General features: G+C 40.8%; 18 protein-coding genes and 1 pseudogene. 9 read left to right on the top strand and 10 right to left on the bottom strand.

The genetic code is table 11. From position 1 onward, the window contains the following. Positions 1 to 135: 135 nt before the first annotated feature. The 5 genes from V7L12_RS12305 to fabI form a co-directional block, all read right to left on the bottom strand. Positions 136 to 1,521 carry a choice-of-anchor Q domain-containing protein gene (locus tag V7L12_RS12305; protein ID WP_335084511.1) on the bottom strand — a complete coding sequence of 462 codons (1,386 nt, stop codon included), beginning with the start codon at positions 1,519 to 1,521 and terminating at the stop codon, positions 136 to 138. Positions 1,522 to 2,351: 830 nt separating this feature from the next. Continuing rightward, complete coding sequence (locus V7L12_RS12300; RefSeq protein WP_335084510.1) at positions 2,352 to 3,821, bottom strand: SLBB domain-containing protein; 1,470 nt, start codon at positions 3,819 to 3,821, stop codon at positions 2,352 to 2,354. Positions 3,822 to 4,319: 498 nt separating this feature from the next. Beyond that, positions 4,320 to 5,303 (bottom strand): ABC transporter ATP-binding protein, encoded by a 984-nt coding sequence (locus tag V7L12_RS12295; RefSeq protein ID WP_335084509.1) that lies wholly within the window; start codon positions 5,301 to 5,303, stop codon positions 4,320 to 4,322. A gap of 185 nt (positions 5,304 to 5,488) precedes the next feature. Beyond that, on the bottom strand, positions 5,489 to 6,124 hold the full coding sequence (gene hisB, locus V7L12_RS12290; RefSeq protein ID WP_335084508.1) for an imidazoleglycerol-phosphate dehydratase HisB: 636 nt from the start codon (positions 6,122 to 6,124) through the stop codon (positions 5,489 to 5,491). A 119-nt stretch (positions 6,125 to 6,243) separates the two neighbouring features. Continuing rightward, complete coding sequence (gene fabI / locus V7L12_RS12285; RefSeq protein ID WP_335084507.1) at positions 6,244 to 7,020, bottom strand: enoyl-ACP reductase FabI; 777 nt, start codon at positions 7,018 to 7,020, stop codon at positions 6,244 to 6,246. A gap of 378 nt (positions 7,021 to 7,398) precedes the next feature. Here fabI and ntcA point away from each other — a divergent pair, with 378 nt between their 5' ends. The 3 genes from ntcA to V7L12_RS12270 all read left to right on the top strand — a co-directional run bounded on the left by ntcA (position 7,399) and on the right by V7L12_RS12270 (position 10,332). Next, positions 7,399 to 8,070 carry a global nitrogen regulator NtcA gene (ntcA, locus tag V7L12_RS12280; protein WP_094347373.1) on the top strand — a complete coding sequence of 224 codons (672 nt, stop codon included), beginning with the start codon at positions 7,399 to 7,401 and terminating at the stop codon, positions 8,068 to 8,070. A gap of 168 nt (positions 8,071 to 8,238) precedes the next feature. Then, positions 8,239 to 9,729 carry a DUF3084 domain-containing protein gene (locus V7L12_RS12275; protein WP_335084506.1) on the top strand — a complete coding sequence of 497 codons (1,491 nt, stop codon included), beginning with the start codon at positions 8,239 to 8,241 and terminating at the stop codon, positions 9,727 to 9,729. A 150-nt stretch (positions 9,730 to 9,879) separates the two neighbouring features. After that, positions 9,880 to 10,332, top strand: a complete 453-nt coding sequence (locus V7L12_RS12270) for a pre-16S rRNA-processing nuclease YqgF (protein WP_335084505.1) — start codon at positions 9,880 to 9,882, stop codon at positions 10,330 to 10,332. Between the two features lie 86 nt (positions 10,333 to 10,418). On the opposite strand, the gene V7L12_RS12265 is transcribed toward V7L12_RS12270, so the two are convergent. Next, positions 10,419 to 10,682: a DUF3146 family protein gene (locus V7L12_RS12265; protein WP_069070640.1), complete on the bottom strand. Its 264-nt coding sequence runs from the start codon at positions 10,680 to 10,682 to the stop codon at positions 10,419 to 10,421. 911 nt (positions 10,683 to 11,593) lie between these two features. Here V7L12_RS12265 and V7L12_RS12260 point away from each other — a divergent pair. The 5 genes from V7L12_RS12260 (at position 11,594) to V7L12_RS12240 (ending at position 14,816) form a co-directional block, all read left to right on the top strand. Further along, positions 11,594 to 11,794 carry a heavy-metal-associated domain-containing protein gene (locus tag V7L12_RS12260; protein WP_335084504.1) on the top strand — a complete coding sequence of 67 codons (201 nt, stop codon included), beginning with the start codon at positions 11,594 to 11,596 and terminating at the stop codon, positions 11,792 to 11,794. Positions 11,795 to 12,318: 524 nt separating this feature from the next. Next, positions 12,319 to 13,185, top strand: coding sequence for an aldo/keto reductase (locus V7L12_RS12255; protein ID WP_335084503.1), 867 nt, complete (start codon positions 12,319 to 12,321; stop codon positions 13,183 to 13,185). A gap of 218 nt (positions 13,186 to 13,403) precedes the next feature. Next, positions 13,404 to 13,943, top strand: a complete 540-nt coding sequence (locus V7L12_RS12250) for a GNAT family N-acetyltransferase (RefSeq protein WP_335084502.1) — start codon at positions 13,404 to 13,406, stop codon at positions 13,941 to 13,943. 83 nt (positions 13,944 to 14,026) lie between these two features. Then, a complete protein-coding gene (locus V7L12_RS12245) occupies positions 14,027 to 14,224 on the top strand; it encodes a hypothetical protein (RefSeq protein ID WP_335084501.1) in 198 nt (65 codons plus the stop codon). A gap of 100 nt (positions 14,225 to 14,324) precedes the next feature. Beyond that, positions 14,325 to 14,816, top strand: coding sequence for a hypothetical protein (locus V7L12_RS12240; protein ID WP_335084529.1), 492 nt, complete (start codon positions 14,325 to 14,327; stop codon positions 14,814 to 14,816). Positions 14,817 to 14,860: 44 nt separating this feature from the next. Here V7L12_RS12240 and V7L12_RS12235 read toward each other — a convergent pair whose 3' ends face one another. Then, positions 14,861 to 15,559, bottom strand: a complete 699-nt coding sequence (locus V7L12_RS12235) for a Crp/Fnr family transcriptional regulator (protein ID WP_335084500.1) — start codon at positions 15,557 to 15,559, stop codon at positions 14,861 to 14,863. Positions 15,560 to 15,567: 8 nt separating this feature from the next. Next, on the bottom strand, positions 15,568 to 16,965 hold the full coding sequence (locus tag V7L12_RS12230) for an amidase (protein WP_335084499.1): 1,398 nt from the start codon (positions 16,963 to 16,965) through the stop codon (positions 15,568 to 15,570). A 208-nt stretch (positions 16,966 to 17,173) separates the two neighbouring features. On the opposite strand from V7L12_RS12230, the gene V7L12_RS12225 reads away from it, so the two are divergent. Further along, a complete protein-coding gene (locus tag V7L12_RS12225; RefSeq protein ID WP_335084498.1) occupies positions 17,174 to 18,628 on the top strand; it encodes a hypothetical protein in 1,455 nt (484 codons plus the stop codon). 193 nt (positions 18,629 to 18,821) lie between these two features. On the opposite strand, the gene map is transcribed toward V7L12_RS12225, so the two are convergent. Together map and V7L12_RS33185 are read right to left on the bottom strand one after the other, a co-directional pair. Continuing rightward, the gene (map, locus tag V7L12_RS12220) at positions 18,822 to 19,649 is read right to left on the bottom strand and encodes a type I methionyl aminopeptidase (protein ID WP_334815924.1); all 828 of its coding nucleotides are present in this window, start codon (positions 19,647 to 19,649) and stop codon (positions 18,822 to 18,824) included. A 247-nt stretch (positions 19,650 to 19,896) separates the two neighbouring features. Continuing rightward, positions 19,897 to 20,035 (bottom strand): annotated as a pseudogene (locus tag V7L12_RS33185) (copper-binding protein); the annotation flags it as partial. Positions 20,036 to 20,040: the final 5 nt, after the last annotated feature.

The raw sequence follows: 20,040 nt of genomic DNA, 5'->3' as shown, positions 1-20,040 counted from the left end.
CTTGTTTATGTGGTCGTGCTATTGGGTCTTGTTTTACCTTGTGGCTCTTCTTGGCCCGTCTCCAATTGGGTTGTAGATAAAAATTCTGTATAAATCAGAACCTTATCATACAACCCAATGCCATACTTTTAACTATTACCGATTCTCGTATGCTCCTCTATCGGGTGCATAACCGGAGACACGAGGATTGCCTAGAAAATCCGTTGTCAAACTTTTCCACTTTAAACCACTATTAATTGCCGGACTTGTTGATTTCAATCTAAAGTCACGAGCCGAGGCATTAACAAACTGTGGATCTGCAATCATATCGTGAGATCCTGTAACCTTGATCGTCGAATTATTGGGATAAACATTGTAGTCATAACTGACGTTGACATTTTTCATATTGCTATTCACAGCATTACCTGGAGAAGCATACATAATGTTATTGAAAATTTTGACATCAGACGAATAACCCGCATAAATTTCGCCCTTTGCCTTTTTTTTAACTTCTGGACTTTGCTGATTCAAATATGCCGTGTTGTTGATAATATCGATATGCTGGCTATCATGGGCATGAATACCTGAACCGCCATTCTTGTAGGTGATGTTATTAGCAACCAAAATCCTTCCTCTATATCCTTTTGAAACATCAACAATAATGCCATTACCGTCTGTAATCCTTCCGGCTTCAATCCAAGGAACGTACATTCGATTGTTGTAGCTCTTGTTATTGGTAACAAATATCTTGTATCCCTTGTTGTTGTCAGAACTCCAATTATTAAGCATGGAAATACCACTGCAACCATGAACTGTGTACCAAGAGTTATTGAAAACAGTGTTATTATCCACTTTTACATAATCAGCTTGAATTGCTGAGATACCTGCTCCTCCACAATCATGCACTTTGTTGTTCAGAATATTTATGTGATGAGAACGACCTTTGTCTCCTCCTTCAACGCTTATGCAATTTCCGTTAGTAAACTGATTTGATGTGTTATGCTTTTGACTTAAGGCATATTCACGCGTGATATTAGCATTGTTCCCTATGACCTCCAGCCCGTTAATCTCGATATATGAAGCTCCATTTGAAATCGAGATACCATTCCATGTATTGTGCTGAATTTCTGGAAAATGCCCAGGATATGCTTTATATTTAATCCATGCATTTGCAGTTCCAGAACGTTTAATACTTAGTACAGCCCCATCTTTGGGTCTATTCTTATATTCCCCGTTCATAATAAGTACTGTATCGCCAGGATTAGTAAGGTTTGCTGCCCTTTGAAGTGTTCTAAAAGCGGATGAGGTAGAAAGCCCGCTATTTCTGTCGTTTCCGTTATTACTAACATAGTATGTTGTCGCAGTTGAAATACGACTGATCAGCTTGCGGTTAGGTAGTGGTATTTCCTGAACAGTGGATGACTGCGAAACATCTTTAAATAAAGACTCTGTTATTCTCTGTCCTTGAACCAGACCTGTCAATACCCAGGGAAGTACAAGAGATGCGCTCAAACTGAGAAAACCGAAACCATGAATCATCATAGGGAAAAAATAGGGTATGTTGCAAAAATTCAATCGTTAACGGTCAGTAACTCTAGCCTTAGTTAATAACCCAGTAGTGGACACGGTCGTATCACTGCCACTTGTAAGTTTATACACGGTTTTATAGGTTTAAACCTGCGCATTTTCGCGTAAATATGGCTGAACCACCTTTTGAGCTTGTGTTCCAAAAAATCGCAAACATCTGATAAAATCACTGAATAAAAAATATCAGTATCCAGAGTTACCCTATTCATGAACACCAAGCAACCGTACAAATGGCGTCATTTCCAATTCGACATCATTCTACTGTGTATACGCGGTATCTGTGGTTAAAATAGTATATCTGTCATCAATTAGTTAATTTACTTAAATAATTCTTATGATAATCAGAATCACTAAATAACTAAAAATAAGTTATGGACTAGTACTTACAGAATCTGCTTTCTAAAATATTCTCATTATCATAAGAAATCCGAGTACCTACAGTAAAGATTGCAAAAGCCGATCAACGCACATTAAGAATTTACAGTGAGAGTTATAAAGTTTACAGTATTTCTCTATAAGTAATATTACTTAAAATTATTATAATGACGTATATATAGAAGTGGTCAGATAGCTTAGAACATTGGCAAATCAGAACAGAGCAGCTGTCAGAGTATTTATAGCAGACTTGTCCTAACCAGTATGACAGCCCTTAGAAAACGCAATTTGGAAGAAGCGATGCCTCGTGGAGCGTTTGTTATGTGTAACTTGCTGTTGATTAAAGGATAGTGCAATTTTAGGGACGAAGAGGGTTGGCCAACGCCCCCAATTTGCATCTATCTCTTAAACTAGAGTCCGAAAATGTTCAGAAGATTAAGGATAATACCTAAAGGTCCAGTTATAGTGTTTATGGTATCGCCAGTCTTAGCGGAACCAGATCGGTTCACTAGCACAACATCATTATTACGGAGTATAGGATTAGTTTGCTCATTAATCCCAGCGGAGAAATCCACTTTTACTATCCGCTTAGTGACAGAACCATTAGGGTTGAGGCGAATCAAATCAACAGCACTGCTACTAGCTCTGGCATCATTAAATCCGCCAGCAGCGAGTATAGCTTGATTTAAAGAGCTATTCGGCTGAACGTCTGTTAACCCTGGTCTTTTAACTTCGCCTACCACACCAACTTGAATGCGTGTAGGAGACAAAGTAGTGGTAGCTAATTGAGTAGCTTCTGCCGGGATGATTTCAGTTGCTGTCGGAATAACAATCGTATCTCCGTCTTGCACGATGATGTCTTGATTGGCGTCACCACTCTGCAATAGTTGCCAAAGATTAATATCTATAGCTTGTTCTGAGCCAGTTCTTGTAGGTCGGCGTAGCTTGAGATTACGAACATCAGCCTGTGCTGTAATTCCGCCAGCTAACTGAATTACCCGCGTTACATTTGGTAGACCAGTGGGAGTGGCACTGCCACTATTAGCGGTTGCGCCCCCCTGGTTATCTGTATTGCCTGGGGTGACAAGATACGAACCAGGACGGTTAACTTCACCAATAATTGTTACTGTGCGGGGTGTGGTTTGACTGGCGGCAAAGTTAGCTGCAAATATATTGCGGGATTCTGCTACGTTAAAGTTGGTTGCTGTTGGCACAACTATGGTGTCTCCATCCCGCAAGGTAATATCCTGTGATAGCCTGCCTGTTTGAATGAGTTCCTTCAAATTGACGGTGACGGCTTGCTCTGAAGAACGTCCTATTTTACGCCGTAATTGAACTTGAGTCACATCCGCAGCTAAAGTCACCCCCTGCGCTGTTGTTAATGCGGCTAATACAGTTGGGTATTGTACGCCTGGATTGTTCCCGGCACCTCCGCTCAAGCTTAGAGTATAAGCTCCAGGACGTGTCACCTCTCCAGCAACAAAAATATTGATGGGACGAGGCGATAACAGATTGACTGAGATCAAGGGACGTTTGAGGAAGCGAGCATATCTTCTAGCTATTTCGTCAGAAGCTTGTTCAGTTGTTAGCCCTAGTACTGACACACTGCCAATTAAAGGTAGGTTGATTGCTCCACCTGGGGGAATTTGGTATTCACCTGTATATTCAGGTACTTCAAATACATTTACACGGATGAGATCGCCGCCTCCCAATGAATAATTAGTATCTAATTGTGTTTGTGTGATTGGTGGTTGTGTAGTTGGTGGTAATGGTTGTCCCTGAGCTAGACTGGCAGATGATACAGCGGCATTGACAGCAGTTAACAAAGCCATACCTACAGCTGGCTGAATTATGAATTTAGACAAACTTTTGTTAAGCATATTTACCTGAGACTCTGAAACTACAATCAATAAAGTACTGTCTAAACATTTTTATTTTGACTATACCTAAATATTCAAGTTCCCCGACACTCTTATTTTCCTAGAAAAGTGTGATTTTCCGGAGGAAGTTTGTTTATTGAACTTAAATTTTTAGTGAAGTTAGCTTAAAGTTAATGTTGCTTGAATAGAGCAATATCAAAAAATATAGGATTTACGCAACTAAACCCAGTTTCTACAAGAAATTGTCTGTTAGCCAATAATCAAGTAGTCACGAATAAAGTTTTCTTGTCAAAGTTAATCTGATGATATTTAAAATCTGCGATGAGTCGTAAGGGACTACTAAAATTAGGAACAAGTTCATTAAATAAATACAAATAACCTTGAAAAAATGTCGGAATTTTATTTTTTGTGGATTGTGTTGGGCAAAGAGAACTTAAAAAGGCAGAATTTGGGTTTTGTTCTTCAAGCCAGTCGACAATTTATTATTTGGCAATAAGATTAATTCAATGAGTTGTTTTTTCTTTGGATTTGTTGAATAAAAAATTCTTCTAGAGAGTGACGTGACAAGTTCATGGCGATAATTTTACCTTCCATGAGACGAAGACTGGCAAGAAAATCATAGTAATCATCTTGTAGTGTACCGTGCCAGGAACCATCAGGCTCAAATATGAGAGTGGGTATCCATTTTTTGAGAATTTCCCAGTCACCACCTTGACCTTTGACATGATATGTGTTGTTTCCACCTAAGAGTTCATTGAGGGAACCAGAGCAAATTAGTTTACCTTGAGCGAGGATAGCAATGCGATCGCAAATTTGTTCTACTTCACTCAGAATGTGGCTGTTGAAAAAAATCGTCTTACCAGCTGCTTTGAGCGCCAGGATAATTTCTCGCATTTGGTAGCGTCCCACCGGATCAAGACCAGACATCGGTTCATCCAGAAAAACTAAATCTGGCTCATTAATTAATGCCTGTGCCATACCAACACGCTGTAGCATTCCTTTGGAATAGCGACGCAGCAGCTTTTTACGAGCATCGGCTTGCGATAAACCGACTAATTCCAGCAGTTGGGGAATGCGTTGGCGTTGGACACTTTGAGGAATTTGGAATAGCCCAGCAGCTAGCTGCAAAAATTCCCAGCCAGTAAGATAGTCATACAAATAGGGATTTTCTGGTAGATAGCCGATATGTTGCTTAACATTGCGATCGCCTATGGGTTTACCCAACAATAATCCTCGTCCAGAGGTGGGATGAATAATTCCCAGCAACAATTTTAAAAGGGTAGTTTTACCAGCACCGTTAGGCCCCAGCAACCCAAAGGTTTCGCCTTTGTAAACCGTTAAAGAACAGTTTTTGAGAGATACGACTTTTTGATTTAGCCAAAAACCAGTGCGATAGACTTTTCGCAACTCAGAAGTTAAGACTACTGGCGGAGTGTCTGTCGTATTAAGTTGAGAATTAAGGTCATCTGCAACAGACTTCATCTCGGTTAAATCACTATTTATCAGCTTGGTATTAATTAAAAATTACCCGGTAGGCTGATAATAACCATCACCAAGCTGTGTGTCAATTATCGTCAACTGAGGACTGGGGATTGGAGACTAGGAAGACAAGGGTAGAGTTTTCCCGATGCCCAATGCCCAATGCCCAATATCCAATTTGACTCCTTTCATAGAACTCCCTTAGAACTGGGAATTAAGCCAGCACGTCGGGGATCAGTTTCCACCGCCAGCCGTGTTGCTCTTGCAAAAGCTTTAAATGTCGCTTCAATGATGTGATGGGAATTAATGCCATCCAGTTGCCGAATATGCAGTGTCATCTGGCTATGGTTTACCAAAGCCACAAAAAATTCTCGCACCAGTTGGGTGTCATAGGTTCCTACCCGCTGAGTAGGGATTTGCAAGCCATAGCTGAGATGAGGCCGTCCAGAAAAGTCTAGCACTACCTGAACTAAGGCTTCATCCAGTGGTGCAAGAAAATTACCAAAGCGGACAATGCCTTTTCTGTCGCCTAGTGCTTGGCTAAAAGCTTGCCCTAAAGTAATGCCTACATCTTCGTTGGTGTGATGGTCATCAATTTCCCAGTCTCCCTGGGCTTGGACATCGATATCAATCAGCCCGTGGGAGGCAATTTGATGCAACATGTGATCCAAAAACGGAATACCTGTTGCTGCTGTGCAAGTTCCTCTACCATCCAGGTTGATGGTAACTTGCACATTAGTTTCGCCAGTCGTGCGGTGAACGGTGGCAATCCGAGGGGTTTGGGTTAAGCGATCGTAGTTTGAATTAATTTTGCTGATTTGCATAGGAAATTGGGCATGGGGAATAGGGCATGGGGCATGGGGAATGAAAAATGGACAAGAATTTTATTTACTAATACTCAATTCCCAATGCCCAATCCCCAATGCCCCATGCCCAAATTATCTTACATTCCCATAATTTCATATCCTGCATCTACATATAGAATTTGTCCAGTAATCCCACTGGACAAATCACTAGACAAGAAAGCCGCAGCGTTGCCCACTTCTATCTGAGTGACGGTGCGTTGTAGAGGAGCTACTTCTTCTACATGATGAATCATATCCAAAATCCCACCTACTGCTGAAGATGCCAAAGTGCGGATGGGGCCTGCGGAGATGGCATTCACGCGGATATTTTGTGATCCTAGTTCAGCAGCCAGGTAACGCACACTCATTTCTAACCCCGCCTTGGCAATTCCCATAACGTTGTAGTTGGGGATTGCCCTAACACCACCTAAATATGTCAGGGTGACGATGCTACCTCCCTCTGTCATCAAAGATTTAGCTGCACCACTTAACTGCACTAGTGAGTAGGTGCTGATTTCTAAGGCGGTGTTGAAGCCAGAACGAGAGGTTTGGCTAAAATCTCCACTCAAATCGTCTTTGCTAGCAAAGGCCAGACAATGGATCAGAATATCTAGCTTTCCCCACTGTTCGCGGATTGTCTCAAACGTAGATTTAATTTGTTCGTCATCTTGGACATTACAGGGAAGAAATAAGCTGGGGTTAAGAGGTTCTACCAATTCAGCGACTTTTTTCTCCATCTTGCCGCGTTCATCCGGCAGGTAGGTTATACCCAGGTTTGCTCCGGCTTTGTGCAGCTGTTGGGCAATGCCCCAGGCGATCGAGCGGTTATTGGCAATACCTGTAACAAGGGCATTTTTTCCAGTCAGATTTAGCATAGAAATTGTTAATGCGATCGATCATTAGGAGCATACTAGAATCTGAGGCTAGTTTGTCTTTGTTTTATACAGGATTGACAAAAATGAATATTGCTAAGGGTGTTTGCTGTGAGAAAAATCTTGATTTTTTATAAAGATATTCTCAAGATATCTTTATTTGTTCTTCAAAAAACCTTTTGAATACAGCTATTGGAACTACTTATCAACAATTAGTAGCTGAAAGGATCAACAATTATGTATCATTATAAACAAAGAGTTATGAAGAGATTAGTTTGAGTATAGGAAAGTACAGAAAGGTTGACGGTGCTTTATTCATTTTTCAGGTGTATTCTTAGGTAATCAGTTTTTGTTTTTCCGGCATTGGGTAGGGGAAGGGAGATGATCGTGACACAAGATAAAGCCCTAGCAAATGTTTTTCGTCAGATGGCGACCGGGGCGTTTCCGCCAGTTGTGGAAACGTTTGAACGCAATAAAACGATCTTTTTTCCTGGCGATCCTGCCGAACGAGTTTATTTTCTTTTGAAAGGTGCTGTTAAACTTTCCAGGGTGTACGAGGCAGGAGAGGAAATAACGGTAGCGTTGCTGCGGGAAAATAGTGTTTTTGGTGTATTGTCATTGCTGACAGGAAATAAGTCGGATCGGTTTTACCATGCGGTTGCATTTACTCCTGTGGAATTACTGTCGGCACCAATTGAACAGGTGGAGCTAGCACTCAAGGAAAATCCAGAATTATCAATGTTAATGCTGCGAGGTCTGTCTTCGCGAATTTTACAAACGGAGATGATGATTGAAACTCTTGCCCACCGAGATATGGGTTCTAGGTTGGTGAGTTTTTTGTTAATTCTTTGTCGGGATTTTGGCGTTCCTTGTGCTGATGGGATCACAATTGATCTGAAGTTATCTCATCAAGCGATCGCAGAGGCAATTGGTTCAACTCGTGTTACCGTTACTAGGCTACTAGGAGATTTGCGTGAGAAAAAGATGATTTCTATCCACAAAAAGAAGATTACTGTGCATAAACCTGTTACCTTAAGTAGGCAGTTCACATAAAAACAATTGGAGAAAGGGGAATCGGCGCGTGTTGTATTTTGAAAAATGACACTAATAGCTAGAGGTAAATCTAAAATTGAATAATTTCAGCTATTGCCAATTTCCACTTCTTTCCAGACAATGCTTAAAAGTAGTAGGCTGTATCTGGAAGGATTTCGGTAGCTAAAGATGACCACCGGATACATCCTCATCGCAGCAATTTTGATTCTGGGAGGCGTAATTGCCACCGTGGGCGATCGCATCGGCACACGAGTTGGCAAAGCCCGCCTCTCACTTTTTAAGCTTCGTCCGAAAAACACCGCCGTACTAGTAACAATTTTTACTGGTGGTTTAATTTCAGCATCAACATTAGGGATTTTATTTGCTGCCGACGAAGGCTTGCGAAAAGGAGTCTTTGAGTTAGAAGATATTCAAACAGACCTCAGACAGAAGCGGGAACAGCTAAAAACCGCAGAAACTCAGAAAAGTCAGGTAGAGGGTGAGCTAAACCAAGCAAGAATTGCCCAAGCAAAGGCACAACAGGACTTGCAGGCAATTAATCAATCCTTGCAGGCGGCAAATGCCAAACAGAGGCAAACACAAGCTCAGTTGAACCGCACCATTAGTCAACAAGCCCAAACCCAAACTCAACTCCAACGCACTCAAGGTCAGCTAGATCGGGTTGTAACTCAATACCAAAAAGCCATAGCTGAATTGCAAAGCGTTTATGACCAGAGAAAGGCACTACAGGCGGCAGTTGAACTACTGAAGACAGAACGTCAAAGACTGTATGCAGAAGCGAAAAAAGCCATTGACGAAGCCAAAACAGCAATTGAAAAACGCGATCGCGAACTTGCTAACCGTCAAGAAGCTATAGAACAGCGCGATCAAAAAATTTCCCAACTGGATCAACTAATTCAAAAACGTAATGTAGAAGTTGCAGCGCGAGAGCAAGTGATTGCCAAACGGGAATCGCGCCTCAAGGAATTGGAAGCACAACAGGAGGAACTAGAACAGGAAGTTGCTAGGCTGGAAAAATATTATCAGTCTTACCGCGACTTGCGTTTAGGTAAGCTGGCCTTAGTTCGTGGTCAAGTTCTGTCCGCTGCTGTAATTCGTGTTACTCAACCTACTGCTGCTCGTCAGGCAGTGGTACAACTTTTACAAGAAGCCAATCGCAACGCCAACCTCGAATTAAGCGAGCCTGGTGCAAATCCGGCAAATTTAGAGCTGCTGCGTGTGACCCAGGATAGGGTCGATCAATTAAGCAAGCAGATTGGCGATGGTCAAGAATACGTCGTGCGAATTTTCTCTGCTGGTAATTACGTCAGGGGAGAAAAGCAGATAGAATTTTTCGCGGATACAGCCCAGAATCAACTGGTTTTTTCGGGAGGCGCAGTGCTAGCCACGACTACTGCTGATTCCAAAACCATGACATCTTATCAGTTACAGCAGCGGCTAGAAATACTGATTTCTGCTTCCCAATTTCGTGCCCGTAATGCCGGAATTGTCGAAAATGTCCAGGTAGAGGGGACTTTTCTGCGCTTTGTCAGCCAACTAAGACAGTATAATCAACCCTTGGAGATCAAAGCGATCGCAGCAGAGGATACTTATACAGCCGGGCCATTGAGAGTAAAATTAGTGGCAATAGTTAACGGAAAAATTATTTTTAGTACTTAAAAAATTATTTGTACGCTGTTATTAGTAAGATTTAAACATATTGAACAGCAGCCAAAATAGTTGCTGTAGCTGCATTTTTTATTTAGCAGACACTACGTGTAGCAAGATCCCTGTAAGGGTACATTTCTAATTTTTAATTTTTAATTTATTATGAATTTCCGTGAATTTTCACCAACGCAACCAGTCATCTTGGGGTTTGATCCAGGTCGAGATAAGTGTGGTTTAGCGGTGATGGGACTGGATCGGCAACTGCATTATCATCAAGTCGTGCTAGCAAAAGAGGCGATCGCTACCATTGAAACACTGCGTCAAAGGTTTCCGATCTCTTTGATGGTCATGGGCGACCAAACTACAGCCAAACAGTGGAGAGAGAAATTATATCAGCAATTGACAGAACCGCTGAGTATTATTTTAGTGGATGAGCGCTACACAACCTTAGAAGCACGCGATCGCTATTGGCAAATGTTCCCGCCCAAAGGGTTAATTAAGCTATTGCCACAGGGTCTACGACAGCCTCCAAGACCCATAGATGACATTGTTGCCATCCTTTTAATCGAAAGATACTTAAATCGCCTTACTGAATCAGCAACCAGCCAATTTTAGATTTTAGACTTCGGCGTGAGCGCTCAGTCGAACGCTTTTTTCTTCAATCCAGAATCTAAAATCCAAAATTGAATAACTCCTAAGTTTTAAAGTTCCGCCCGAATCGTAAAAGCATAGTCTCCTCCAGGCTCTAGCTGGTAATCTTGTTGCTCCAAAAATCGACCAAGAGGTTCTTTGATTAAGGCGCGACCTTGGGAAGGCTTGACGGCAAGTTCTCCCCGGCGAAAATGCCACTGGAAATGCCACTCAAACTCACCCGCACTCACTTCGCCCTCAAGGAAGCCGTGTTGCCAGGATTGGCGGGTAATTCTGACATGGGCAATGGTTTCTGGCAGACGTTTTGCACTCACAATGCTTTATGTCAAGTGTGGAATAACAGCCGATAATGTAGGCTATTTATTTTATTTACCAAACATATCTTAATTAAACAAACTGACAAAGTGGGTATTTGTAGTTAACTAGGTTGTGTTTATAAGCAAGATGACTTCAGCATATTGAAGTCGCGTGTCACCGATAGCGTACCCCTACGGGAAAGCAAACTACGCATAGCGTCATTGTACAGAAGCATTCTTCAGTCTTAGAGCATCACAGTTGATCGTAGAGATTAGATAATAAATCAAACGAAAAATGCTAATTTTTTCGTTGCTTCTAGCGATCGCACTTCAACTACTGGCACATTTCAGCAATCGTTTCCATTCGCAACGTGAAGTAGTCTCTACCGTCAATAATCAAATTAGCAGCCTTCAACCCTCCTGTCACAATTGCGTCATTGAAGGTCTTTGTTGCGAAGCCCACAGTATATCTATACCGCAAGATAGCTGTTTTTTGAATCTATATGTACCGTAAAAGTTGGGCAAAAGTATCTAGAGTATACAATAAATTAAAAACTACAGATAAAAAGGTTTCGTGACTTACGCATAGACGCTTGTACGATCGGGCAGTGCTGCAAGAACAACTATGTCGAACAGCAACGTTTAGAAAAACAGGGGGAATGTCTAATGGAGTCTTCAGAATAAACTAAAAAAGCGGCTTTTTATAAGTTAGTAGTACTAAGTGCATTTTCATAAATAACTTTATATATTTTGGTATTTTTTTGTTTTTACTGCCTAAATAATTTGTCAAGAATGATTTAAGTATAACTATTATTTATTACTATTTATGTAATACTCAATTCCCTAACTTAAGTAAGATGTGCGCTTACTATTAAAATCGATATTATATTTATTAAATGTAAATTTCACTTTTCGTAATGAGGTAAGTAATGGCAATTAAATTGAAAGTTCCGGATATTAAAGGTGATGAGTGCGCCCAGAAAATAACTAAATCTATTCTGACTATGGAATCTGATGCCAAAGTAGACGTGAACGTTGATACTAAAACTGTAACTGTAGATGCTGCGGCTTCTGAAGAGTCAATTAAACAGATGGTTCAATCTGCTGGTTATACTATAGAGGGCTATTAATTAAATTTCTAAATTTTCTAATAAATTTAGATGAAATGATTTAGCCAGCACAATTGCTTAATGATATTTACGTCCGTTTGACGGGCGTAGATATTAATAAGTTACTCTAATTATAGCGTTTTCCGACCTGGTAAGGTACGTTTTCAAAGCTACTAACCTTGCTAAAAAAGATTTGGCAAGATTTGAGTGTACCTCAGTTGCTTAAAAAACGCTATAATCGCAAATATTCCTCCTTTGACAGCAGGGCAAACGGATCTAAATATTGGCAAACCTGAATAAAAGTTAAATTCGCCAAGACGCAATCGAATATAACTTTCAGAAAATTAAATGCTAACTCTCGTATTAATAATCATTATTAGGTAGAAGTTACAGGCAACCGACGGTTGTCTGTCAAATAACGTGGTATTCCCACGCCTAGCCAAAAAAGAATTATATTCACTTATCCTCAATTCTAAGTACTAGGGAGGATTTATGATAAATAACTAACTGATAGATAATTGGGGCAGAAAGTTATAGCTAAAAGCATGGAAACCAAACAGCTAGGAAAAACTGGTATCTTTGTGAGTGCGATTGGTTTGGGTGGTATGCCCATGTCAATTGCTAATCGCCCTCCTGAATCGCAATCAATCCAAGTTATTCATCGTGCCTTGGATTTGGGTATTACATTTATTGACACTGCCGATTCTTACTGCAAAGATGAGTCAGATAAGCACCACAATGAGCGGCTAATTCACAAGGCACTTAGTAGTTACAAAGGTGATGTTAGCCAAGTGATTGTAGCAACTAAGGGCGGGTTGATGCGTCCTGATGGCAACTGGACAAGCAACGGCAACCCAGAACATTTGCGCCAAACAATTCGAGACAGTTTTGAGGGGTTGGGTGGTGCTAAACCCATCGATGTTTGGCAATATCATTCTCCCGATACTAATTACACGATTGAAGAATCCCTGGCGCCAGTTAAAGAAGCAGTAGAGGCTGGTTTGATTCGGTTTGTAGGAGTTTCTAACTTTTCCGTTGAACAAATTAAGCAGGCGCGGGATGTGGTGGATATTGTTTCGGTGCAGAATCAATACAGCCCTTGGCAACGACAGCCAGAAAATGACGGCGTATTAAAATATTGCGAACAGCAAGGATTGACCTTTTTACCTTGGAGTCCCTTTGGTGGTAGGCGTCGCCATCAGGATTTGCAGGATATTTCTGCGATCGCTCATTTAGCTAAAGAAAAAGGCGTGTCGGTGTATAATATCGTTCTAGCGTGGTTGCGTTCCAAGTCGCCTGCTATTTTGCCAATTCCTGGTGCTAGCAAGGTTTCCAGCATTGAAGATTCAACACGTGCTATCAACGTGAAACTATCTGACGAAGAAGTGCAAAAAATTGATCGGGCAACTTAATTCACCCTCCCCTTGGAAAGGGGAGGGTTGGGGAGGGGTGTACTTCATTTACTTGCAAAGTGCTGTAAATGTATGAATCTGGGTGTAAAAACGTTGCATTGTAACGTTTTTACAAAGATTTTGAAATCACGCAAAATCATTTTCATACCGGAATTTAGCAACGCCAATTATTCCACTGGCTAACGTCAATGTGGTAGAACTTGCCTATAAAAAAAGACATGATATTAGAAACACACCGCTTGCTAATGCGTGACTTTGTAGAGACAGACTGGCAGGCGGTTTTTACCTATCAATCCGATCCTTTGTATTTGCATTATAACTACTGGACACAACGCACACAGAACGATGTTTGCGAGTTTATCCAGATGTTTATCGACCAGCAAAAAGAGCAACCAAGAACAAAGTTTCAGTTAGCTGTTGTCCTCAAAGAAGAAAATCGGCTGATTGGCAATTGTGGTATCCGTGTAAATGACCGAGAAATGCGGGAAGCAAATATCGGCTATGAACTAAATACTCAATATTGGGGACAAGGTTATGCAACAGAAGCAGCACAGGCAATTTTAAAGTTTGGCTTTGAAGAACTGGGAATGCATCGTATCTGGTCTTGGTGTGTTTCAGAGAATGTTGCTTCTGTAAAGGTATTAGAAAAAATTCGTATGCGTCGTGAAGGTCATCTGCGGGAAAAAGAGTTAATCAAAGGCAGATGCTACGACAACTTTCTTTACGCTATCCTTGAGCATGAGTGGAAAGCGAACTAATATTGCTTCCATGAGCTACCTCAGAGACAATATCATAAATTACTGAGAAATTGAGGATAAGACAAGTTCAGAGGGTCGCACAAATGACCAACACTATCCTCAATTTCCAAACAGCTACGGGACACGAAGTATTAGCAGCAGCCGATAAAAAATATCTACGTCCTGGTGGACGAATAGCCACCGATAAATTATTTCAGTGTAATTTAAGGCAGAGGTCTACTTACTTTATTCAGAAAATATATTGCACTTCAACCTGGTGTTTTTGTCTTTATATTTGCTAACGCACCTCATGGTTTAAAAGCTGAAGGAAACCTGACAGTTTTGCTCACCCTATCTGAGAAAGTCGCAGATAAAAATTAGTTAATTATGGAGTCTAAAAAAATGCGATCGCTACTTTTAACTTTTGCTCAAAATTTAAATTTCTCTGAAACTCAGTTGGAAGAAATACTATCACAACCTCTAACTAAAGTTCTCAATTCACCTGAATTGCAACAAGAATTAAACAGCTTAGATACCAATTTACTTAAGGAAACTTTACCCACAGCAGGAGGAGTTTTAGCTAAGGAATTACCACCTTTTTATAACTGGCTAAAAAATGAGTTGGGAGTCAAGCGGGTTCCTGATGGTCCCGATCACACAACAACATGGGTAATTGGTTTCGTCCATAATCAAAAAAGTTTAACTCATTTAGTTGAGTTACACCGTCCAGTACCTCGTCTGGCTTTAGAAGCTTCTATTCCCCGCTTGGTAGAGATATTTGAAGGTGTCGAAGATGTGCAAGTTCGGCAGGAATGGCAAAAAGCGATCGCAGCTCTATGTCTAGTTTTAGTTGTTGCTGCACGCGAACAGGATAGAGTCGCTGTAGCAGTCTGAATTGCTGTCCCCTGCGTGTAGTGGCGTACAGATGTGCGCCACTACTAATCTATATCTCCAGAAGCAATCGCATCTAATTTCTCAACATCAAGGATCATAATCGTCCCACCCCGGCGATAAGCAATTACTGACTTGAGACTTTTAATTAACCGCACGCATTCTTCGTAAGTAATGCCGCTACTTCGAGCCATCCGATAATAAGATAATTTGACTTTTAAACATTCACCTTGGGAAGTAGATTCAATTCCCGATGCGGCAGCAAAATATTGAATTAATCTCGCAAGGCGAACAATAGCCCTTTCAGAAACTAATCCGTGGACTGTTTCATGTAATTGCTGAATCCGACTGTTAAAAACCATCAGCATTCGTAAGGCGATTTCAGGATTTTGACCAATAGCTTTTAATAAAGCATCTCGCTCTACAGTGAGGATTTCACAATCAGATTCAGCAGTGACAGTTGCCGGAGAAATTCCATTTCCCAACAAAGCCGGAGCCGCAAAAATTTCTCCAGCAGCTAAGGCGCGGAGAATTGTTTCTTTCCCCGTTTTTGCTGTTTTGGTAACTTGAATTAATCCACTGACAACAGCGTAGAGTTTTGCTGGTAAGATATCACCCTCATGCAGAATAATCTCTCCTTTGCGATAGCCTTGCACCTGAGTGTCAGGTTGCAAACTGATCTTCTCTGCTGTTTCTAAACCTGCAAACACGATAATTTGCGAAAGTTGTTCCAGGGATGCCTGCATGATTAGCCTTATATTGCAAAGGCTGGACGACGATCAATCCAAGGGTTAGCCGCTTCTAATTGTGCTGCTAGGCTGATGAGTGTCGCTTCAGCGGCAGGTTTACCAATTAGCTGCACACTCATGGGTAAACCCTTACTATCAAAGCCTACAGGAATTGCGATCGCAGGTTGTCCAGTTGCATTTGCAGGCGGACAAGGGGCAACCCACTCAATAATATTTTGGAATGTCTCTTCTGGACTCAGCGAAGCCCATTCCCCAATGCGGATAGGTGAATGTAGATAAACTGGCAATACCAGCACATCCACAGTATCAAAAAACGCGACAATCTGCCGTGCTACTACCTGCATTTGGGAAACTGCTTGCAGGTACTGGGCAACAGAACCTGTGCGTGCAAATAGCCAGCGATTCAATGGCTGTAAAGCTTCAACAGGAAGTCCTGATGCAGCTACCCCAGCTTGCCAAACGATTTGAAATGGTTCAACTAAACCGCTAAAATCTGGGGATTTTTGTTCAATGTGATGGCCGAGTTGTTCTAATAACTGGACTGTTTGCCGGACACCTTGCTGACAGTTCGCGTCAGCTTCTCCCAAAGGAGAAATGCTAGTGTCAAAGGCAATTCGCAAAGCACCAAGTTTTGTCCCAGTTGCAGCGAGAAATGATGGTTTAGGATCGGGCAACCAGTAAGGATCGCCTGTGAGATAGCCAGAGATGGTATCCAAAAGGGCAGCAGCATCAGCTACAGTCCGGGCGATCGGGCCGTTGACGGCAATTCCAGCGAGGCGTTCGCCTACGGGTGCTTTACTCACCCTACCTCTGGATGGCTTAATTCCTACCAAACCACAACAAGCCGCAGGCCCCCGAATTGAACCACCGCCATCAGAACCTTGAGCGATCGCACACAATCCCGCTGCTACTGCCGCTGCTGCGCCACCACTGGAACCGCCAGGGGTGTATTCTAAATTCCACGGATTTCGCGCTGGGGGAAAACCCGCAGGTTCGCTGTATGGCAATGAACCTAATTCGGAAGTGGCTGTTTTACCAACAATAGTAAATCCAGCTTGCTTAATCCGCGTTACAACACCATCATCATAGTTAGGGATATTGTTCAGTAATGCCGGATTTCCATAGGTACAGGTAACACCTGCTACAGCATTAAGGTCTTTAATGGAAATCGGTACGCCAAAAAATGGCGGTAGTTCTGAGGTAGTTGTCAATAATTCTGTTTTGGCTTTGGCATCTGCGATCGCTAATTCTGCCGTCACCGTAAAATAACTTCCTAATTGGGGATTTAATTGCCCAATCCGTTCTAAATATATTTCTACCAACTCTAGCGGTGATATTTCCCGGCGACGAATTAACTGCGCCAACTCTAGTGCTGGGGTAAATGCTAAATCAACTTCATTCATAGGTTAGTGAATGGATAATTTTGTCTTTATCTGGGATTTTGAAACTGAAATTGTTACTTTAGCAGGATTTTCGGGAACTATACATTTTATAGCTTCTGGGATTTGTGACTCAACTAGGATGCTCAGATGCAATAGGCGTGGTTATATTCTTACTCAAGCCATTTTAATTGTTTTGTATAAACTTTCGACAAATCTCTAAGGGGTATTTATGGCTAACCTAGAAATACTTGTTAGTGAATTGCCAACACTGATTCAGAGTCTAAAACTGACTATTGGCGATTCTAATCAAATCATGGAGCAAATTATCCTAATTAATAATGCTCAGGAACAGCTACGAAATATTAACAAATTAATCGCTCAGGAATTGAGATTTGATAACGTCAAAAATTCTGCGATCGCTACACTTCCTCGAATAATCACAGAAGCTACTTTATTTATACCTAGTCTAGGATTAGTAGATCCAGCCATAGCAGAAAAATTTGGGAATTCAGAAACTAAAATTTCCTTGACTGATTTACAATCAAAAATTGATGCTTGGATTGAATGGGGTTATTTTTTACAAGCAATAGCAACTGATATTCTCAGTGATATTCAATTAGTAAATCAACTAAATTCCGATATTATTAATTTAAGTATATCCAATGAATTTAAAACATTGAATGAGAGCTTAAAAATTGACTTGGATTTGGGTAAAGCTAATATTTTGCAATATCAAATTGAAAAAACTAGCAATTATCAAAAACAACTATTACAGTTAAAACAAAAATTAAATTATATTTTTGATACTATTAAAGATAGTCGCAGCTTCTTAAAGATTTTATTAGGTGTATCAGCTTTTTATGGTAAATCTGGTTTTGCTTTAGAGTGGTTAGATGATGACCACGAATTAATTATATCGAGTGAAGGTAAATTTAAAGAGTTGACCGATATTCTCAATGATTGTGATTCTTTCCAAGAACAAATTGCTGCTTTAATTATTCAGGGTGATACTTTAAATCTACAGGCAAAACAAGCCTTGAAAAAGATTGAAGAGGAAAGTAGTAAAGAAGTAATTAGTAGCCAGGAAGTAGAAATATTACCAAAGTTTTCAACACCAAAAACAGTACGTTCAGCTTTGATTATCGCCTCAAGTTTATTAATCTTAACTTTTGGTGCTTTGAAAATTAGAGAGCAAAATCTAAGTTTAACTCAAGAAGGAAGTGCGATCGCCAACTTTAAATCTGCTGAAAAACTCGGTATGGAGGCTGCTTCTCTGGTTCAAAATCCGCCGCATCCTCTACAAGTCTGGCAACAAGCAGAAACTAAATGGTATCAGGCAATAAACTTGTTAGATAAAATTCCTGCTAAAACATCAGTTTATGACCGGGCAAAGAAGAAATTAGCTTACTATCAAATTAACTATAAATTTATCAGTCAAAGAGTGCTAATTGAAAAGGAAGCTGTAGGAAACTTAGAATCTGCCCACAAGCTAGCAACAGAAGCTAATTTATTTGTTCAAAATTCACCTCATTCACAACTAAGTCGGCAGCAAGCACAAGATAAATGGCAGCAAGCAATTAATTTATTAGAAGCTATTCCAGAAAGTACGTCTGTCTCTGTACAAGCTAAAGAGATGCTTTCTATTTATAAAACTAATCATGCAGCGACTAGTCAGCAGTCCTAAATCATTTGTGAAAAATTAGATAGGATTTGGTATTACCCCTGTTAGCACATACCTTAAATTACTACCTTTCTTACATTTACCATCTGTCGCATTCTTTTTTCAATTTGGTATAATCTATGCGTTAAAAAATAAAGAGGTAAATCGTCCTCTTTCGACGCTTCACCTCTCAACAATAGATAATTACAACTAACAATTACATTTTAGAACGGTCAGTCAAAATCTCATAACCAGTCTCTGTCACTAAAACTGTATGCTCAAACTGAGCCGATAAAGAATTATCCATAGTGACTGCTGTCCAACGATCAGATAATGTTCGTGTGTGTCTGGAACCCGCATTTAAAATTGGCTCAATTGCCAGCGTCATCCCCGCCCGAAGTTTAACATTTGGCATCTCGCGGGTACGATAGTTAAATACTGAAGGTTCTTCATGCAGGTTACGACCGACACCGTGTCCAGTGAATTCTTCAACTATACTAAAGCCGTTAGATTTCACATGATCTTCAATTGCTCCAGCTAAGTCAAGCAGGTATACACCAGCTTTTACTTGTTCAATGCCCTTATATAAAGCTTCTTCTGCTACGCGAATTAATTTAGCAGCTTCTTGCGTCACCTCACCCACAGCAATTGAAATACAAGAATCACCATGAAAGCCTTGGTAATAAGCACCTGTATCTACTTTTAATACATCCCCGACGCGAATCACTTTCTTGGGGCTAGGAATCCCATGTACTGCTTCATTGTTAATGCTGGAACAGATAGAACCTGGAAAGCCGTGATATCCTTTAAAACTCGGTGTTGCACCCATTTCGCGGATGCGTTTTTCTGCATAAGCATCCAAATCAGCTGTTGTCATTCCTGGCTTTACTAGCTCGGAAATTTCTTTGAGGACAGTTGCTACAATTGTCGATGATTGCCGCATGATTTCAATTTCACGCGGCGATTTAATTTCGATTCCTCGGCGCTGTTTTTTCGCAGGTGCAGGCTGAGTTGTTTGAGAAAGTAAGTTACTGAAAATGTTCATAGGAAATTAATAATTACTGGTGGCTCTGATGCTGAAGTATCAATGCTTTCTCTAGGTTAATTGAGAAATAATATCTATAATTTAAGTTATTTTAATCGCTGATAGGGATTCTTCTATTTTGGGCGCTAATGTATATAGAATAACATATTTGCATACTCCTAATATGTTGGACTTGAATCAAAAACGCCCTAAGTTATTTTTCACGATGCACTATGGGAGTTAGTACAGTTTTGTCTAAAATGAGGGATTTTAATTCGTTAGCCGAATTACCCAAGCTAACTGTAATTTCTGTAGCAGGTTGCTTGAGCAAATCACCAGGCACATTCGCCGCGATTGCTGGAGTAGCTAGCAATAAAATTTAGAGCTAGAAGCAACGCTAATATCACCTAGT

Origin of the sequence: Nostoc sp., assembly GCF_036918245.1 — a bacterium.
In the GTDB taxonomy this organism is placed as follows: Bacteria; Cyanobacteriota; Cyanobacteriia; order Cyanobacteriales; family Nostocaceae; genus Nostoc.
This window is presented reverse-complemented; position numbering and strand designations above follow the sequence as displayed.

Coding starts and splice junctions, on each gene's coding strand:
- V7L12_RS12305 (WP_335084511.1), bottom strand. CDS start 1,521: ATGATGATTCATGGTTTCGGTTTTCTCAGTTTGAGCGCATCTCTTGTA.
- V7L12_RS12300 (WP_335084510.1), bottom strand. CDS start 3,821: ATGCTTAACAAAAGTTTGTCTAAATTCATAATTCAGCCAGCTGTAGGT.
- V7L12_RS12295 (WP_335084509.1), bottom strand. CDS start 5,303: ATGAAGTCTGTTGCAGATGACCTTAATTCTCAACTTAATACGACAGAC.
- hisB (WP_335084508.1), bottom strand. CDS start 6,124: ATGCAAATCAGCAAAATTAATTCAAACTACGATCGCTTAACCCAAACC.
- fabI (WP_335084507.1), bottom strand. CDS start 7,020: ATGCTAAATCTGACTGGAAAAAATGCCCTTGTTACAGGTATTGCCAAT.
- ntcA (WP_094347373.1), top strand. CDS start 7,399: ATGATCGTGACACAAGATAAAGCCCTAGCAAATGTTTTTCGTCAGATG.
- V7L12_RS12275 (WP_335084506.1), top strand. CDS start 8,239: ATGACCACCGGATACATCCTCATCGCAGCAATTTTGATTCTGGGAGGC.
- V7L12_RS12270 (WP_335084505.1), top strand. CDS start 9,880: ATGAATTTCCGTGAATTTTCACCAACGCAACCAGTCATCTTGGGGTTT.
- V7L12_RS12260 (WP_335084504.1), top strand. CDS start 11,594: ATGGCAATTAAATTGAAAGTTCCGGATATTAAAGGTGATGAGTGCGCC.
- V7L12_RS12255 (WP_335084503.1), top strand. CDS start 12,319: ATGGAAACCAAACAGCTAGGAAAAACTGGTATCTTTGTGAGTGCGATT.
- V7L12_RS12250 (WP_335084502.1), top strand. CDS start 13,404: ATGATATTAGAAACACACCGCTTGCTAATGCGTGACTTTGTAGAGACA.
- V7L12_RS12245 (WP_335084501.1), top strand. CDS start 14,027: ATGACCAACACTATCCTCAATTTCCAAACAGCTACGGGACACGAAGTA.
- V7L12_RS12240 (WP_335084529.1), top strand. CDS start 14,325: ATGCGATCGCTACTTTTAACTTTTGCTCAAAATTTAAATTTCTCTGAA.
- V7L12_RS12235 (WP_335084500.1), bottom strand. CDS start 15,559: ATGCAGGCATCCCTGGAACAACTTTCGCAAATTATCGTGTTTGCAGGT.
- V7L12_RS12230 (WP_335084499.1), bottom strand. CDS start 16,965: ATGAATGAAGTTGATTTAGCATTTACCCCAGCACTAGAGTTGGCGCAG.
- V7L12_RS12225 (WP_335084498.1), top strand. CDS start 17,174: ATGGCTAACCTAGAAATACTTGTTAGTGAATTGCCAACACTGATTCAG.
- map (WP_334815924.1), bottom strand. CDS start 19,649: ATGAACATTTTCAGTAACTTACTTTCTCAAACAACTCAGCCTGCACCT.